This window comes from Pseudomonas nitroreducens (genome assembly GCF_014204515.1).
In the GTDB taxonomy this organism is placed as follows: domain Bacteria; phylum Pseudomonadota; class Gammaproteobacteria; order Pseudomonadales; family Pseudomonadaceae; genus Pseudomonas; species Pseudomonas nitritireducens_A.
Genome location: NZ_JACHLI010000007.1, coordinates 1 through 17952 on the forward strand (window position 1 = coordinate 1; position 17952 = coordinate 17952).

Below are 17952 nucleotides of genomic sequence, written 5' to 3' on the forward strand. Positions count from 1 at the left end.
TCGTTCAACTGTTCGGGCTTTGGTCAGAGGACGGCGCAAGGCAGCTTGGGCTCCTACTCGTGCTCGAACACTGCGGACCTGCAGCTTGCCTTGCGCCGCTCTCACCTCCGATCGTATCGGGAAAGGCAGACACAAGCGGACTCCGTCCGCGATGTGTTACCGGCAGCTCGGAATAGTGGCTTATCGAACGCGGACAGAGTCCGCTCCTGCGCGGCTCTCAACAGCATCATCTGACGGGTGTCATGGCCAAATGGCTTGAACCGGCCAAAATCGTCCTTATCTATCTGGCATCCCGGCGGGTTAGTCGTGACCAGGGGCACTCATCGCTCCGGCCCGCCATAGAAAGGAAGGACGACCCTCATGCGAATCGACCGTTTGACCAGCAAGCTCCAGCTTGCACTCTCCGATGCCCAGTCCCTGGCCGTCGGACATGACCACCCGGCCATCGAGCCGGTGCACCTGCTGTCCGCCCTGATCGACCAGCAGGGCGGCTCCATCAAGCCCCTGCTGATGCAGGTCGGCTTCGATATCCCGGCGCTGCGTACCTCTCTGAATAAAGAGATGGACACGCTGCCGAAGATCCAGAACCCCACCGGCGACGTGAACCTGTCGCAGGACCTGGCGCGCCTGCTCAACCAGGCCGACCGCCTGGCCCAGCAGAAGGGCGACCAGTTCATCTCCAGCGAACTCGTGCTGCTCGCCGCCATGGACGACAGCACCAAGCTCGGCAAGCTGCTGACCAGCCAGGGCGTGTCCAAGAAGGCCCTGGAAAACGCCGTGGCCAACCTGCGCGGCGGCGAGGCGGTGAATGACCCTAACGCCGAGGAATCGCGCCAGGCGCTGGACAAGTACACCGTCGACATGACCAAGCGCGCCGAGGACGGCAAGCTCGACCCGGTGATCGGCCGTGACGATGAAATCCGCCGCACCATCCAGGTCCTGCAGCGCCGTACCAAGAACAACCCCGTGCTGATCGGTGAGCCCGGCGTCGGCAAGACCGCCATCGTCGAAGGCCTGGCCCAGCGCATCGTCAACGGCGAAGTGCCCGACGGCCTGAAGGACAAGCGCCTGCTGGCGCTGGACATGGGCGCGCTGATCGCTGGCGCCAAGTTCCGCGGTGAGTTCGAGGAGCGCCTGAAAGCCGTGCTCAACGAGCTGTCCAAGCAGGAAGGCCGCGTCATCCTGTTCATCGACGAACTGCACACCATGGTCGGCGCCGGCAAGGCCGAGGGCGCCATGGATGCCGGCAACATGCTCAAGCCGGCCCTTGCCCGTGGCGAGCTGCACTGCGTGGGCGCCACCACCCTGGACGAATACCGCCAGTACATCGAGAAGGACGCCGCCCTGGAGCGCCGCTTCCAGAAAGTCCTGGTGGATGAGCCGAGCGAGGAAGACACCATCGCTATCCTGCGTGGCCTGAAAGAGCGCTACGAAGTGCACCACGGCGTGACCATCACCGATGGCGCGATCATCGCCGCGGCCAAGCTCAGCCACCGCTACATCACCGACCGCCAGCTGCCGGACAAGGCCATCGACCTGATCGACGAGGCCGCCAGCCGCATCCGCATGGAGATCGACTCCAAGCCGGAGGCGCTGGATCGCCTGGAGCGCCGCCTGATCCAGCTGAAGATCGAGCGCGAGGCGCTGAAGAAGGAAGACGACGAGGCCACCAAGAAACGCCTCGCCAAGCTTGAGGAAGACATCGCCAAGCTCGAACGCGAGTACGCCGATCTCGAGGAAATCTGGAAATCGGAGAAAGCCGAGGTCCAGGGTTCCGCACAGATCCAGCAGAAGATCGAGCAGGCCAAGCAGGAAATGGAAACCGCGCGGCGCAAGGGCGACCTGGAAACCATGGCGCGCATCCAGTACCAGACCATTCCGGACCTGGAGCGCAGCCTGCAGATGGTCGACCAGCACGGCCAGACCGAGAAACAGCTGCTGCGCAACAAGGTGACCGACGAGGAAATCGCCGAAGTGGTCGCCAAGTGGACCGGCATCCCGGTGTCGAAGATGCTCGAAGGCGAGCGCGAGAAGCTGCTGCGCATGGAAGACGAGCTGCACCGGCGCGTCATCGGCCAGAACGAAGCGGTGGTGGCGGTTTCCAACGCCGTGCGGCGTTCCCGCGCCGGCCTGGCGGACCCGAACCGGCCCAGCGGCTCGTTCCTCTTCCTCGGCCCGACCGGGGTGGGCAAGACCGAGCTGTGCAAGGCGCTGGCCGAGTTCCTCTTCGATACCGAGGAAGCGCTGGTGCGCATCGATATGTCCGAGTTCATGGAGAAGCACTCCGTGGCTCGCCTGATCGGCGCACCGCCGGGCTACGTCGGTTATGAAGAGGGCGGCTACCTGACCGAAGCCGTTCGTCGCAAGCCTTACTCCGTGGTGCTGCTGGACGAGGTGGAGAAGGCTCACCCGGACGTCTTCAACGTGCTGCTGCAGGTGCTGGAAGATGGCCGCCTGACCGACAGTCACGGGCGGACCGTGGACTTCCGCAATACCGTGGTGGTGATGACCTCCAACCTGGGCTCGGCGCAGATCCAGGAGCTGGTGGGGGATCGCGAGGCCCAGCGGGCTGCAGTCATGGATGCGGTGAATAGCCACTTCCGTCCGGAATTCATCAACCGGATCGATGAGGTGGTGGTCTTCGAGCCGCTGGCCCGTGAGCAGATCGCTGGTATCGCCCAGATCCAGATGAGCCGCCTGCGCAAGCGGCTGGCCGAGCGCGAGCTGGGCCTGGAGCTGAGCGACGAGGCCATGGACAAGCTGATCGCGGTCGGTTTCGACCCGGTGTATGGCGCTCGCCCGCTCAAGCGTGCGATCCAGCGCTGGATCGAGAACCCGCTGGCGCAACTGATCCTCGCCGGCAAGTTCCTCCCCGGTCAGCAGATCCATGCCCGGGTGGAGAACGACGAGATCGTCTTCTCCTGAGCCGAGGCCTAAGAAAAAGCCCGCCAATCGGCGGGCTTTTTCATGGGGCTTTTGTAGGAGCGAGCTTGCTCGCGAACAGACTCTGCTGCGGGGCACGGGTTCGCGAGCAAGCTCGCTCCTACAGGCTGGCTCACCGGCCGGATCACGACGCACAGGAGCGGGCTTGGTCCGCGATAAGTCGGAATCGCGGCGGATGCCATCGCGGACGGAGTCCGCTTCTGCACAGGGTGGTCAGCGGCGGAATCTCCTGGTAGGAGCCGATGCTCAGTCGGTCTCGCGTGCACCGCCCAGCAGGCCCAACAGTTGCTCGATCAGCTCGGCCTGGTCCTCGGCAATATCGATGATGTGGAAGCCCGCCCAGCCCAGCTGGCCGTCCAGGCCCGCGCGGCTCCACAGGCAGTCCGCGCCCAGCTGGATCACGCCGATCTCGTCCAGCGGCGGGGCCGGCACCAACTGGCAATCCCACACCGAGTCGGCTTCCGGCACGTCCGCGCCGCAGAGCATGAAGCCCTCGGCGGACAGGTCGGCGAGCCGGCCCAGGCTGCGCCCGGAATGGCGGTCGAAGACTTCCACGGTCAGCCCGGTCTGCTGCCGGCTGTGCTGGCGACGTTCTGACATCGACTGCTCCTTCAGTTCTGAGCCGGGCTGCGCCCGGAGGTAAAGCGTTGCAGGACCCGGTAGATCGCGCTCAGGGCACGGTCCATCAGCGGGGCGGAGTGCTCCGTCGGCACCAGGCGGACCTTGCCGGCTTCCATTTCCTGGGCCAACTGCACTATGGGTTTGACCGCCACCCGCTGCCCGGTGTGGTCGACGAACATGTAGTTGCGGGTGGTCGGGCTGAACCACGACAGCTTGAGGCGCCGCGCCGGGGTGGTGTCGCTGAACTCGAACCAGGTGCCGAACTCCAGGTGGCTGAGTTCCTTCATCAACACTCGCACCCGTTCGGACAGCGCCTCGCCGCCGGGCTTGGCCAGGGTATGGCCCTCGGCGCCGAGCATGGCGCCCAGCGGGCTTTCCGGCAGTTCCTGCTTGAGCTGGGCGGCGATCTGCGGCTGCTTGGCCTGGATCGCGTGCTGGCAGGCCACCAGGTCCTGCAGCAGCCGGCGGATACCGTCTTCGTGGTAGCCGCCCAGCACCTCCAGGCCCTTGCGCAGGTCGTCCAGCAGACCGACGCGCAGGTCGCGCAGGTGCAGGCGGCCTTCCTCGTCCAGCGGCGTGACGCTCCAGGCCAGTTGTTCGGCCACTTCGCAGGCACGCTTCCATTCGTCGCTGTGTTCGCCGCTGCGCAGAACGATGAAGGTCAGAGCATCGCACCAGCTCATGTCGAGGAAGTTACGCACCAGCTCGGGCAGCTCGCGCTCGCGGGTGACCTTGCCGATCGCCTCCAGCGCCTGCTCGCGGGCCGCCAGCAGGCGGTCGCGCCCGCGCGCCGCCTCCATGGCGCGGCGTTCGCGCAGCTCGACCTTCTGCCGCAGGTTGCCGACGTACTCGTTGAACTCGCCCAGCAGGGTGTCGAACAGGCCGAAATCGCCGGCGAAGTCCTGGATCACCCGTTCGACTATCCAGTGCATCTTCGCCAGCAGGTTGCGCTCCTCGCCCTCGCCGCCGTACAGCACGCCGGCCTGGGCCATGGCGTTGAGCAGCTTGCGCGCCGGATGGTGGTGCTGGGTGAACAGCTGCTTGTCCAGCAGCGCGACCTTGAGGAACGGCGTGTGCAGGTGGGAAAGCGTGGCCTTGCAGCTGTCGGGCAGGTTCTCGTCGTCGAGGATGAAGTCGAAGACCATGCCGACCAGGTCGATCACGTCGGCTTCCTGCTCGGTCAGGCGGGTGTTGCCCGGCTGTGCGGCCTTGGCTTCCAGCTGGCGCTGCAGGTCGGCTTTGAGCGCCTGCACCGGTTGCGGCTGGCGCAGGCGCTGGGCCATTTCCTGGGCAGACTCGCGTTGCAGGCGGTTCAAGGCTTCCAGCAGCTCGTTGGCGCTGTAGGTCGTGGTGGCGGTGGCCGGGCCAAAGCTGACGATGCTCTGGCTGTTGCCGAACAGGGTCGCCTTGTCGCCGCGCCGGCGGTGCTCGGCGAGCAGCACGGCGAGGCCGCCGAACAGGGCGTTGCGGTCGGCCGGGGGCGTCTCCGGCAGTTCGCCGACGTTGTAGTAGGGCTGCAGCGGTGGCGGGCTTGGCATGCCGCCGGTCGGCTTTTCCGCCGCCGCGGGACGAGGCGGCGGGGCGGGGCGTTGCCCCTGGGGGCGGTACTTCAGGTTCGGCAGGATGCCGCCCTCGGCCAGGCGCTGGTTCAACTGTTCATATAAAGGCTGCAGGTGCTGCATGACCTGCTGATCGAACAGCACATAAAGGATGGTCTTGATCCGCAGCGGGAAGTCACTGCGCGCCAGGGTGTCGCGGAATGCCTGGGCGATGGCCTGGGGACCGAACGGATTGCGCTCCTCGCCCAGCTTGCTGCCGTTGTTGAGCAGCGCCAGGCGCTGGTCGAGGGCGAACAGCAGTTGTGCGCAGTGTGCGCGGACCTGATTCACCATGTTGGTGACCAGCAGCGTCTCCTCGTATTCCTCGTTGCCGACCAGGGTCAGCTGGTCCACGTCCAGCTCCTCCAGCGGCTCGGCGAGCGGCAGCTTGCCTTCCAGGAAGTCATTCAGGCCCTGGGCGATGCGCTGGTGGTAGTAACGCTCCAGGTTCGGCCGCTCGCGGCGGATTTCCCGCATGCTGTCGAAGAACAGCGCCTGGACCTGGTTGTTCTCGGCTTTCTCCGCGCATTCGAAAAGAGTGTCGTCCACCTGGGCGAAGACATTGCCCAGCAGTTCGGCGAGCCGATTCATCGCCAGCTGGCGGCAGCCCTGGACCAGTTCGCCGAAGCGGGGCTGGATCATGCGGCTGGCGATGGGGGAGGGGGGAGGGGTGTCCTTGCTGCTCATGGCCATCCTGTGCGTGATCGTGGCGTGTACGCCCGCGGGGATCACTCGTGTTTTTCCATGCAGATATAGCAACCAGTCCGGCTCCCTGCAAAGCACAGAAAAACTTTTTGGATCAGAGTGTTGACAGGCGTTTCGATATACGTAAAATGGCGCGCCTCTGATACGGGATTCCGGTGAAGCCGGAAGCGAAGTGGAGGAGATTGAAGGTTCTAAGTTCCGCGATAGCTCAGTCGGTAGAGCAAATGACTGTTAATCATTGGGTCCCTGGTTCGAGTCCAGGTCGCGGAGCCAACTTTCAAACGGGGTATAGCGCAGTCCGGTAGCGCGCTTGCTTTGGGAGCAAGATGTCGGGAGTTCGAATCCCCCTACCCCGACCAACATTTGGGTCGTTAGCTCAGTCGGTAGAGCAGTTGGCTTTTAACCAATTGGTCGTAGGTTCGAATCCTACACGACCCACCATATTAAAGGTGCCTGTGCAAAGCAGGCACTCGAAGCGGAGTCCAGCACTCCCTTCGCTGAGAAGCCCGCCTGAAAAGGCGGGCTTTTTTGTTTTCCTTCAGGGATTTTCTCGTTGCATGACGCCGGAAGTGCGCTGATTCCGCCTGGATGGTTGGAGTCCGACATCGACTTCAGTGGCTTTCGTTCTAAGGATCAGGATTCTGGGTGAAGGATTGGTTCTTCACATTCCTGGATGCTTTCTGATGCTTGAAGAGATTTCTCGTCGGAAGAATCCCTTTCTGATTGTGGTCGATTTCTTTCACCTTCCACGCAGGTGTTCAGATAACTCGGCCTGACGGTCAGAGTGTTCTGATCTCCCCCATTGCCCCTGCTGATTAAGCTCCCCCCCTCGAAAATTCTGTATCCCTCCCGAGGTGGGCTTAAATGGCAATCGAAAATATCGGCCTCATCGCCGTCACTCAGAACGCAGCCATGAAGGTGGCGGTCAAGACCGGCGGCAAGGTCAAGGCCAAGGCGGGCACCAAGTACCTGCTCCAGGTCGAGAATGGTGACATCGCGCCGGAGAACGTGACGGTCAAGCGCGTCGGCAAGGATCTGTTGATCTCCTTCGAAGGCAGCGACAAGGCTGATCTGACCCTCGAGAATTTCTATGCCGACGGCATGGAGCAGCAGCTCTATGGCGTTGCTGAGAACGGTCAGCTCTACGCGTACGTGCGCACGGACGGCGAAGGATTCTACGGTCAGTTGCTGCTGGCGGACGGCGAGAGTGCACCGATCGCCCTGGGTGGCGCGGGCCTTGGGCCGATGCCGGTACTGTCGGGTGAGACCGACGATGCAGCGGGCTTCCTGCTGTGGCCGATGCTGGCCCTGGCGGGCGTGGTTGCAGGCGTGGCAACGGCAGCGATCATCCATCACAACCAGCAGCAGGATGATAAGAAGAAGACCAGCGGCGTTCCGACGGACGTCAAGGCAATCGACCATGTCGGGCCGATCCAGGGCGAACTGCACAACGGTGATATCACCGACGACTCGCATCCGGAAATCTGCGGTGTCGGCATTCCTGGCGCGATCATCCGTGTGTTCGACAATGGCCAGGAAATTGGCTCGACCACGGTAGCGGCGGACGGCACCTGGTCGTTCTACCCGGCACTTGCCGATGGCGCCCACCAGATCGATATCACGCAGCAGGTACCGGGGCAGAAGCCCAGCGCCCACCTGCCGGTCGTGGATATTGTCGTCGATACCGGCGCACCTGCCGAGCCAACCGCGGAAATCGAAGGTTCCAGGACCGACAACGGTCATACCTACAGCAAAGACGATACGCCGACCATCCACGGTGGTGGCGAGCCGGGCGATACCATCATCATCATCTTCCCGTCTGGCGAGACGGTGATTGCCAAGGTCGACGACAATGGCGAGTGGGTGGCTCCGAAGCCGACCCAGCCGCTGCCCGAGGGCGAGAACGAGATCAAGGTGATCGCGCAGGATCCTGCCGGCAACCAGACCGAGATCATTGTTCCGGTGATCATCGACATCACCGCTCCGGAAGCGCCGAAGGCCGGGCTGGACCCGGATTCCGACACCGGCATCAAGGGTGACGGGATCACCAGTGAAACCCAGCCCACCATCAGCGGCAATACCGAGCCGGGTGCCGACATCAGCGTCACCATCCCGTCCACCGGCGAAGAGATCCACGTCAGGGCTGACGAGAACGGCGATTGGGAGATCACTCCGACTCTGCCGCTGCCCGAAGGCAATAACGATATTACGGTGATCGCCACCGACCCGGCGGGCAACCAGAGCGAGCCGGTCGTCATCCGCGTCGTTATCGACACCGATGCTCCGGCGGAGCCCGAAGCGCATCTGGCCGCGGAATCCGATACCGGCATCAAGGGCGACGGCATCACCAGTGATACCCGGCCGACCATCGAGGGCAATACCGAGCCGGGCGCCCAGATCACCATTGTCTTCCCTGGCGGCGAAAGCGTAATTGCCCAGGCTGACGAGAACGGCGACTGGTCGGCGAAGCCGACCCAGGATCTGCCCGAGGGCAACAACGACATCATCATCGTCGCCACCGATCCTGCCGGCAACAGCAGCGAGCCGCTGGTCATTTCCGTGGTAATCGACACCCTGGCTCCGGAAGCTCCGCAGGCCTGGCTGGATCCGGCGTCCGACACCGGCATCAAGGGCGATGGCATCACCAGCGACACGCGCCCGACCATTGATGGCAGGACCGAACCGGGCGCCGACGTCAAGGTGATCTTCCCCTCGGGCGAAGAGGTTCACACCAAAGCCGATGCCAACGGCGACTGGACTGTAACCCCGAGCCAAGAGCTGAGCGAAGGTGGCAACGACATCGTCATCACGGCGACTGACGCTGCCGGTAACGAAAGCAAGGCGACTCTCATTCACGTGGAGATCGATACCACCGCTCCGGACGCCAGCAAGCTGGCGATTACCGGCGTGCTCGATGATATCGGCCTGGTGACCGGTAATATCGAGAAGGGTGGCAGCACCGACGATGCACACCCGACCATCAGCGGTACCGGTACTGCTGGCGACACTATCGTGGTGTATGCCAAGGACAGTACCGGTGATCATCCGATCGGCAGCACCACCGTTGCAGCAGACGGCACCTGGTCGCTGACCCCGGAGCTGCCGCTGGTTTCTGGTCTGAACGAATTGACCGCGCATGAGTTCGATGCGGCGGGCAACGAGGCTATCAGCCAGCCTTACGCCATCACCCTGGACATGGGCAAACCGTCCGCTCCGACCATCGAGAGCGTATACGACGATGTGGGCGCCTATCAGGGCTTCCTGCAGAAGGGCGATGTCACCGACGACAACACCCCGACCGTGGCGGGCACTGCCCAGGCCGGCAGCGTCGTGCGCCTGTACGACACCAACGGCGCCCTGATCGGCAGCACCACCGCTGACAGCAAAGGCAACTGGAGCATCACCACCAGCGAACTGGCCGACGGCAAGCATGAAATCCATGCCACCGCCACCAACAGCATCGGCGTGGTCAGCGACCCCACCGGCAAGTGGGACTTCAGCGTCGATACCAGTGCTCCGGCCAACGTGACCGACCTGGTCATCACCGACAACGTCGGCGATGTCACCGGCCCGCTGCATGAAGGCGATACCACCGATGACAACCGTCCCACCTTCAGCGGTGACGCCGAGCCGGGAGCCAAGGTCATCATCTACGACAATGACGAGAAGATCGGTGAAGTCGAGGTCGGCCCCGATGGCAAGTGGGAGTTCATCCCCGGCGAGTCGCTGGAGGATGGTCCGCACGCTATCTCCACCGAGGTGCTGGACCCGGCGGGCAACAGCAGCGGCAAGAGCGATCCGTTCCATGTGGTCACGGACACAACTGCCGTCGAAGTGGCCATCGTTCGTCTGATCGATGACGTGGGTAGCATCACCGGCAACATTGCACCCAACGGTGTGACCGATGACCAGCGACCGGAGATCCAGGGCACCGGCAAGGCCGGCAGCCTCGTCAAGCTCTACGACGGCAAGGTAGAGCTGGGCAGCACCACCGTCGACAGCCGCGGCAACTGGAGCTTCACCCCGTCCCAGGACCTGGCCGAAGGTGCGCACAGCATCACTGCCCAGGCCACCGACAAGGCGGGTAACACCAGCGAATCGGCGAAGTTCGATTTCAGCATCGACATCACGGCGCCGAACAGGCCCAGCATCGAGCAGGTTCTCGACGATGTGGGCGCCATTCAGGGCCTGGTGCAGAACGGCGGAATGACCGACGATCCGACGCCGACCCTGTCCGGCAAGGCCGAAGCGGGCTCCATCGTCACCGTCTATGACAATGGCGAGAAGCTGGGCAGCACCACCGCCGACAAGGACGGCGAGTGGACCTACACCCCGACCACGCCGATCAGCGAAGGCGAACACCGCTTCGAAGTCACCGCCACCGACAAGGCCGGCAACACCAGCGCCAAGTCCGAGCCGTTCAACATCGTCACCGACTACACCGCTCCGGATGCCAGCAAGCTGGCCATCACCGGCGTGGAAGACAGCGTTGGCGACGTCACCGGCAATATTGCCAACGGCGGCACCACCGACGATGCACGTCCGGTCATCAGCGGCACCGGCAGCGCCGGCGACCTGATCACCGTCTACAGCAAGGACAGCACCGGTAACCACAAGATCGGCACCGCCATTGTCGACGCCGATGGAAAGTGGTCGCTGACACCGGAACTGCCACTGATCCTCGGGCTGAACGAGCTGACCGCGGTGGAGACCGACGCGGTCGGTAACGCGACTGCACCGAGCGCGCCTTACAGCATCACTCTCGACACCAACGAGCCGGACGTACCGGTCATCGTCAACGTGTACGACGATGTGGGTCCGTATCAGGGTTTCCTGCAGAAAGGTGATGTCACCGATGACAGCCAGCCGACCATCAACGGCACTGCCCAGGCCGGCAGCCTGGTCAAGCTCTACGACAACGCCAATGTCCTGATCGGCAGCGCCACCGCCGACGCCGACGGCAACTGGAGTATCACCCCGATCGCAGCCCTGGCCGACGGCAAGCATGAAGTCTATGCCACCGCCACCAGCGACGTTGGCGTGGTCAGTCAGCCCACCGGCAAATGGGACTTCATCGTCGATACCGGCGCACCGTCCAACGTATCCAACCTGGTTGTGATCGACGACGTCGGCCCCAAGACCGGCCAGTTGTTCGATGGCGACACCACGGATGACAACCGCCCGACCTTCAGCGGCGACGCCGAGCCGGGAGCCAAGGTCATCATCTACGACAATGACCAGAAGATCGGCGAAGTCGAGGTCGGCCCTGACGGCAAATGGGAGTTCACCCCGACCGCCGCGATGGATGATGGCGCGCACGCCATTTCCACCGAAGTGCTGGACCCGGCGGGCAACAGCAGTGGCAAGAGCGAGCCGTTCCATCTGGACACGGACACCAGCGCTGTTGGCGTCAGCATCACCCGGGTGATCGATGCCATCGGCAGTATCACTGGCGATATCGCACTCAATGGCGTGACCGATGACAAGCGCCCGGAAATCCAGGGCACAGCCAAGGCTGGCAGCCTCGTCAAACTCTATGACGGCAGCGTCGTCCTGGGCAGCGTCACCGCCGATGCCAAGGGCAACTGGAGCTTTGCTCCGACCAAGGACCTGGCCGAAGGCGCACACACCATCACCGCCATTGCCACCGACAAGGCAGGCGTGGTCAGCGACCCGTCCCGATTTGCCTTCAGCGTCGACACCACCGCACCGACCCGCCCGAGCATCGAGCAGGTCTACGACGACGTGGGCAATATCCAGGGGCCGGTCGCCAATGGCGGCGTCACCGACGACTCCACCCCGACCCTGTCGGGCAAGGCCGAAGCGGGCTCCATCGTGATCGTCTACGACAACGGCGCCAAGCTGGGCAGCACCACCGCCGACAAGGACGGCCAGTGGAGCTACACCCCGACCACGCCGATCGGTGAAGGCGAACACGAGTTCGAAGTCACCGCCACCGACAAGGCTGGCAACACCAGCGCCAAGTCCGAGCCGTTCAACATCGTCACCGACTACACCGCTCCGGATGCCAGCAAGCTGGCCATCACCGGCGTGGAAGACAGCGTTGGCACCGTCACCGGCAATATCGCCAACGGCGGCACCACCGACGATGCACGTCCGGTCATCAGCGGCACCGGCAGCGCCGGCGACCTGATCACCGTCTACAGCAAGGACAGCACCGGTAACCACAAGATCGGCACCGCCATCGTCGATGCCGACGGCAACTGGTCGCTCAAGCCGGAACTGCCGCTGATCTCGGGTCTCAACGAACTGACCGCGGTAGAGTCCGACGCCGCCGGCAACGTCACTGCGCCGACCGAGAAATACAGCATCACCCTCGACCAGAGCGCGCCCCAGTCCCCGGTCATCGTCAGCGTCTATGACGACGTCGGCCCGTACCAGGGCTTCCTGCAGAAGGGCGATGTCACCGACGACAACACCCCGACCGTGGCGGGCACTGCCCAGGCCGGCAGCGTCGTGCGCCTGTACGACACCAACGGCGCCCTGATCGGCAGCACCACCGCCGACAGCAAAGGCAACTGGAGCATCACCACCAGCGAACTGGCCGACGGCAAGCATGAAATCCATGCCACCGCCACCAACAGCGTTGGCGTGGTCAGCGACCCCACCGGCAAGTGGGACTTCAGTGTTGATACCGGCAAACCGTCCAACGTCAGCAACTTGGTCGTCACCGACAACGTCGGCGATGTCACCGGCCCGCTGCATGAAGGCGATACCACCGATGACAACCGTCCGTTGTTCAGCGGTGAAGCTGAGCCCAACGGCAAAGTCATCATCTATGACAATGGCGTAAAACTGGGCAGCGTCGATGTCGATGCCGACGGTAAATGGGAATTCTCTCCGGTCAGGCCGTTGGCCGATGGCGATCACCAATTCACCACCGAGGTGCTGGACAAGGCGGGCAACAGCAGTGGCCAGGGCGACAAGCTGGCTGTGATCGTCGATACCGCCAAGGTCGGCATCAGCATCACCCACGTCATCGATCGCACCGGCAGCATCACCGGTGACATCGCCAATGGCGGCGTCACCGATGACAAGCGTCCGGAGATCCAGGGCACAGCCAAGGCTGGCAGCATCGTCACGCTCAAGGATGGCGCTACTGTCCTGGGTAGCACGACTGCCGACACCAAGGGGCAGTGGAGCTTCACCCCCTCCAGCGACCTTGCCGAAGGCGCACACAGCATCAAGGCCAGCGCGGTCGAGAAGAGCGGCAACAGCGTTGGTCCGGCCAGCTTCGACTTCAGCGTCGACACCACTGCGCCGACCCGCCCGAGCATCGAGCAGGTCTACGACGACGTGGGCAATATCCAGGGTCCGGTTGCCAATGGCGGCGTCACCGACGACTCCACCCCGACCCTGTCGGGCAAGGCCGAAGCGGGCTCCATCGTGATCGTCTACGACAACGGCGCCAAGCTGGGCAGCACCACTGCCGACAAGGACGGCCAGTGGAGCTACACCCCGACCACGCCGATCGGTGAAGGCGAACACGAGTTCGAAGTCACCGCCACCGACAAGGCCGGCAACACCAGCGCCAAGTCCGAGCCGTTCAACATCGTCACCGACTACACCGCTCCGGATGCCAGCAAGCTGGCCATCACCGGCGTGGAAGACAGCGTTGGCACCGTCACCGGCAATATCGCCAACGGCGGCACCACCGACGATGCACGTCCGGTCATCAGCGGCACCGGCAGCGCCGGCGACCTGATCACCGTCTACAGCAAGGACAGCACAGGTAACCACAAGATCGGCACCGCCATCGTCGATGCCGACGGCAACTGGTCGCTCAAGCCGGAACTGCCGCTGATCTCGGGTCTCAACGAACTGACCGCGGTAGAGTCCGACGCCGCCGGCAACGTCACTGCGCCGACCGAGAAATACAGCATCACCCTCGACCAGAGCGCGCCCCAGTCCCCGGTCATCGTCAGCGTCTATGACGACGTCGGCCCGTACCAGGGCTTCCTGCAGAAGGGCGATGTCACCGACGACAACACCCCGACCGTGGCGGGCACTGCCCAGGCCGGCAGCGTCGTGCGCCTGTACGACGCCAACGGCGCCCTGATCGGCAGCACCACCGCCGACAGCAAAGGCAACTGGAGCATCACCACCAGCGAACTGGCCGACGGCAAGCATGAAATCCATGCAACCGCCACCAACAGCGTCGGCGTGGTCAGCGACCCCACCGGCAAGTGGGACTTCAGCGTCGACACCAGTGCTCCGGCCAACGTGACCGACCTGGTCATCACCGACAACGTCGGCGATGTCACCGGCCCGCTGCACGATGGCGATACCACCGATGACAACCGCCCGACCTTCAGCGGCGACGCCGAGCCGGGAGCCAAGGTCATCATCTACGACAATGACAAGAAGATCGGCGAAGTCGAGGTCGGCCCCGACGGCAAGTGGGAGTTCATCCCGACCGAAGCACTGGAAGACGGCCCGCACGCCTTCTCCACCGAGGTCCTGGACCCGGCGGGCAACAGCAGCGGCAAGAGCGATCCGTTCCACGTGGATACGGACACCACCAGCGTTGGCGTCAGCATCAGCCACGTCATTGACAGCGTGGGCAGCATCACCGGCGACATCGCCAACGGCGGCGTCACCGATGACAAGCGCCCGGAAATCCAGGGCACTTCCAAGGCCGGCAGCCTGATCAAGCTCTACGACGGCGACGTCGAACTGGGCAGCGTCACCGCCGACTCCAAAGGCAACTGGAGCTTCAAGCCGAGCGCCGATCTGGCCGAAGGTGCGCACAGCATTCAAGCCATCGCCACCGACAAGGCCGGTAACGACAGTACCCCGGCGAAATTCGACTTCAGCGTCGATACCACCGCGCCGACCCGCCCGAGCATCGAGCAGGTCTACGACGACGTGGGCAATATCCAGGGGCCGGTTGCCAATGGCGGCGTCACCGACGACTCCACCCCGACCCTGTCGGGCAAGGCCGAAGCGGGCTCCATCGTGATCGTCTACGACAACGGCGCCAAGCTGGGCAGCACCACCGCCGACAAGGACGGCCAGTGGAGCTACACCCCGACCACGCCGATCGGTGAAGGCGAACACGAGTTCGAAGTCACCGCCACCGACAAGGCCGGCAACACCAGCGCCAAGTCCGAGCCGTTCAGCATCGTCACCGACTACTCGGGCCCGGATGCGGACTCAACGCAGCTGACCATCGACGACGTCACGGCCGACAACTCCGTCAACATTGCCGAGGCGTCCGGCAACGTGACCGTCAGCGGCACGGTTATCGGTGAGTTCACTGCGGGCGACAAAGTCAGCTTCAAGCTTGACGGCACTACCTACAGCGCCACCGTGGGGGCTGACGGCAAGTGGAGCGTGGACGTTCCAGGCAGCAAGCTGGTCGATCACTCCGCCCACAGCATCGATGCCACCCTGCTTGCCCATGATGCGGCGGGCAATACGGGCAGCATCACGGCGGTGCACCCCTATGAAGTGCGGGTCAACAACGTTTCGATCACCAGCATGAGCAAGGACACCGGCCTGGACCAGGCCCATGCCAGCAACTTCGCGACGGCCGATGGCTCGGCGGGACGCGGGGTGTACGGCAAGCTCCAGGAGGAGCTGACGCCCGCTCAGAAGGTCCAGGTGTCCTTCGACGGCGGAGCCACCTGGAAGGATGCGACAGCGTCCGGTCTTGACTGGGTCGCGGTGGATACCGATTCCCATGATGCCAGCTGGATCATCCAGGCGCGTATCGTGGAGAACGGTGTGGCCGAGAACGGTGTGGTCAGCCGGGAAGTGACACTGCTTGACGCTATCGGTGCGCCGACGATCACCGGCATTCCTGGCAGCGACGGTATCTATACCTCGGTGCAGGCGGCCGAGGGCAATGAAATGGACGTTTCGCTGGATGGCACCAATGCCAAGGCTGGCGATACGTTGCACATCATCTGGGGCAACACGACCTACGACCAGGTACTGACGCAGGCTGACATTTCCGCGGGCCAGCTGACCGTTGCGGTCCCTGCCGAGCAGACCAAGGCCCAGGGCGGTCAATGGGACTTCTCGGTCAGCGCGCAGATCGTGACTACCGAAGGCCAGGTGAGCCCTCAGAGTGCTGTGGTTGAACTGTTCGGCGAAGGCTGGAGTACCCTGGCCATCGATGACCTGCAGCGGGACATCGACATCGCCCAGAACAACATGACCATCTACCAGGGTGGTGGCGTCACCATCAACTCCAACACCAAGCTCGCCCACGCGAATGCTACGGGCAGCTCGAATGCGGGCTTGCAGATCAAAAACGATGGCAGCTCGTCGAATCAGAGCCACTACGCCGAGATCAGCTTCACCCAGCCGGTCGCGAACTTCGCCATTTGCATCAGCGATCTGCAGAACCAGCAGGGCGGCTCGCGAGTAGTGGTCTTCGACACGAAGGGCAACATCATCTCGGATACGAAGGTTCTGGCTGACGGTTCGGGTGGGCCGGCGGCTTCGAAGCTTTATAACTTCGCCGCTCCCGTCGGTACGGATATCGGCAAGGTGATGATTTATGGCGATGGCGTCGGCAACGACGGCAAGGCCGGCGGTGGCATTGTCCTGGACTCCCTCAAGTTCAATCAGGTCTACCACGGGCCGGGGTTCAACGACACCTTTACCAATGAAGTGGGCAAAAGCACCTCGGGTTCGGGCTTCCACAGCGATGAAGGGCATTTCACCCTGACTTCGCAAGGCTCGGTCTCCGTACGCAGTGCCGAAGACCACAACCTGGACGGACCGTACCTGTACATCGGTACCGGCTCGAGCAAGATCAATGAGTCGGCGGCGATCTTCACCTTCGACCAGCCGGTGCAGTCGTTCTCCTACAACCTCTGGGGTCTGGAAACCGAGAAGAGCATTCCCGGCAACTACTCGAAGATGGAGGTGTACGACACCAATGGCGTACTGGTCTTCAGCCGCAATACCACCAATAACGGTGGCGGTACCTTCAACTACGTTCAGGTCTCCTACACGGCGCCGCAAGGTATCAATATCGGCCAGGTGAAGGTGTTCCAGGATGCCAACGGCCTGATGCTGGACAACTTCACCACCATGCTGGCACCCACCGCTCCTTCGGGGCAGAAGCTGATCGACAACAGTTGGGAAACCTACTTTGGCGAAAGCAGCGTGACCAAGAATGTCGAGTGGAAGGCGCAGGCGTTCACCACCAGCACCTTCTCCGGCGGCGGCTCACTGGTGGGATACCACAGCGATGCGGGTGGGTTCACCATCACCGGCTCTGCGAGCAAGACGATCTCCGGGGCACCCTGGACCAACTCGGCGACAGGCTCCATGGCTGTCGAGGAAGGCAAGTCCGCGGTGCTGACGTTTGACTCGGCACGCTCCAAGGTCGAAGTCTCGCTCACCGGTGTCGAAGCCACTCCGACCAAGGACAACAAGGCTCTGCTGAAAATCTTCGACACCACCGGCAAGTTGCTGGACACGGTCGAGATGAAGAACAGCGTCGGGACCTACGACATCCTCACGTTCACCTACGAAAGCGACAGCAACAATATCGGTCGCATTGAAATCGTCGGTGACCAGGTTCGTACGCACGTCACCAGCGTTTCGTCCTCGGTCACGCATGTGACGGTGGAGAGCGATGTCGTGGCGATGCTGGTCGATCCGGTGGAGTACTTCGCCCAGGACTCGGCGCACATCTTCGGTAGCAGCGGGGTGGACACGCTCAAGCTCACCGGCGCGAACCAGGTCCTGGATCTTCGTTCGCTCACCGGCGACAGCGGCGCGGCGAAGATCAGCAGCATCGAGAAATTCGACATCACCGGAACTGGGAATAACACCCTGAAGATCTCGCTGAACGATGTGCTGCACCTGGGCGAAACCGATCTGTTCCGCAAGGACGGCAAGGTCCAGGTCATGGTCGATGGTGATGCTGGCGACAAGGTCGAACTGCATGCCTTGCATGACCACGGTGCGACCTTCGGCTCCTGGACCAGTGCCGGTACCGCCAACATCGGTGGCGCGACCTACAACGTGTACACCTATGGCCAGCTGGATGCCGAAATCCTGATCAAGCAAGCCGTCACCAGCACCATCATCTAAGCCA

4 protein-coding genes and 3 tRNA genes are annotated in these 17952 nt (G+C 63.2%); 5 read left to right on the forward strand and 2 right to left on the reverse strand.

The features are described 5' to 3' along the window. Positions 1-360: 360 nt before the first annotated feature. On the forward strand, positions 361-2925 hold the full coding sequence (gene clpB, locus HNP46_RS11035; protein WP_184588752.1) for an ATP-dependent chaperone ClpB: 2565 nt from the start codon (positions 361-363) through the stop codon (positions 2923-2925). A 264-nt stretch (positions 2926-3189) separates the two neighbouring features. Here the strand turns inward: clpB and HNP46_RS11040 are convergent, their stop codons facing one another. Both HNP46_RS11040 and HNP46_RS11045 read right to left on the reverse strand, forming a co-directional pair. Continuing rightward, on the reverse strand, positions 3190-3543 hold the full coding sequence (locus HNP46_RS11040; protein WP_184588758.1) for a PilZ domain-containing protein: 354 nt from the start codon (positions 3541-3543) through the stop codon (positions 3190-3192). 11 nt (positions 3544-3554) lie between these two features. Further along, complete coding sequence (locus HNP46_RS11045; protein ID WP_184588759.1) at positions 3555-5849, reverse strand: DUF1631 domain-containing protein; 2295 nt, start codon at positions 5847-5849, stop codon at positions 3555-3557. A gap of 215 nt (positions 5850-6064) precedes the next feature. Here HNP46_RS11045 and HNP46_RS11050 point away from each other — a divergent pair. The 4 genes from HNP46_RS11050 to HNP46_RS11065 all read left to right on the forward strand — a co-directional run bounded on the left by HNP46_RS11050 (position 6065) and on the right by HNP46_RS11065 (position 17948). After that, positions 6065-6140: transfer RNA gene (locus HNP46_RS11050), tRNA-Asn, on the forward strand. A gap of 9 nt (positions 6141-6149) precedes the next feature. Further along, a tRNA-Pro gene (locus tag HNP46_RS11055) sits at positions 6150-6226 on the forward strand. A gap of 6 nt (positions 6227-6232) precedes the next feature. Beyond that, positions 6233-6308: transfer RNA gene (locus tag HNP46_RS11060), tRNA-Lys, on the forward strand. 423 nt (positions 6309-6731) lie between these two features. Further along, entirely contained in the window at positions 6732-17948 is an 11217-nt protein-coding gene (locus HNP46_RS11065; RefSeq protein ID WP_184588760.1) for an Ig-like domain-containing protein, read from the forward strand. Positions 17949-17952 lie beyond the last annotated feature (4 nt).

Coding starts and splice junctions, on each gene's coding strand:
- clpB (WP_184588752.1), top strand. CDS start 361: ATGCGAATCGACCGTTTGACCAGCAAGCTCCAGCTTGCACTCTCCGAT.
- HNP46_RS11065 (WP_184588760.1), top strand. CDS start 6,732: ATGGCAATCGAAAATATCGGCCTCATCGCCGTCACTCAGAACGCAGCC.
- HNP46_RS11045 (WP_184588759.1), bottom strand. CDS start 5,849: ATGAGCAGCAAGGACACCCCTCCCCCCTCCCCCATCGCCAGCCGCATG.
- HNP46_RS11040 (WP_184588758.1), bottom strand. CDS start 3,543: ATGTCAGAACGTCGCCAGCACAGCCGGCAGCAGACCGGGCTGACCGTG.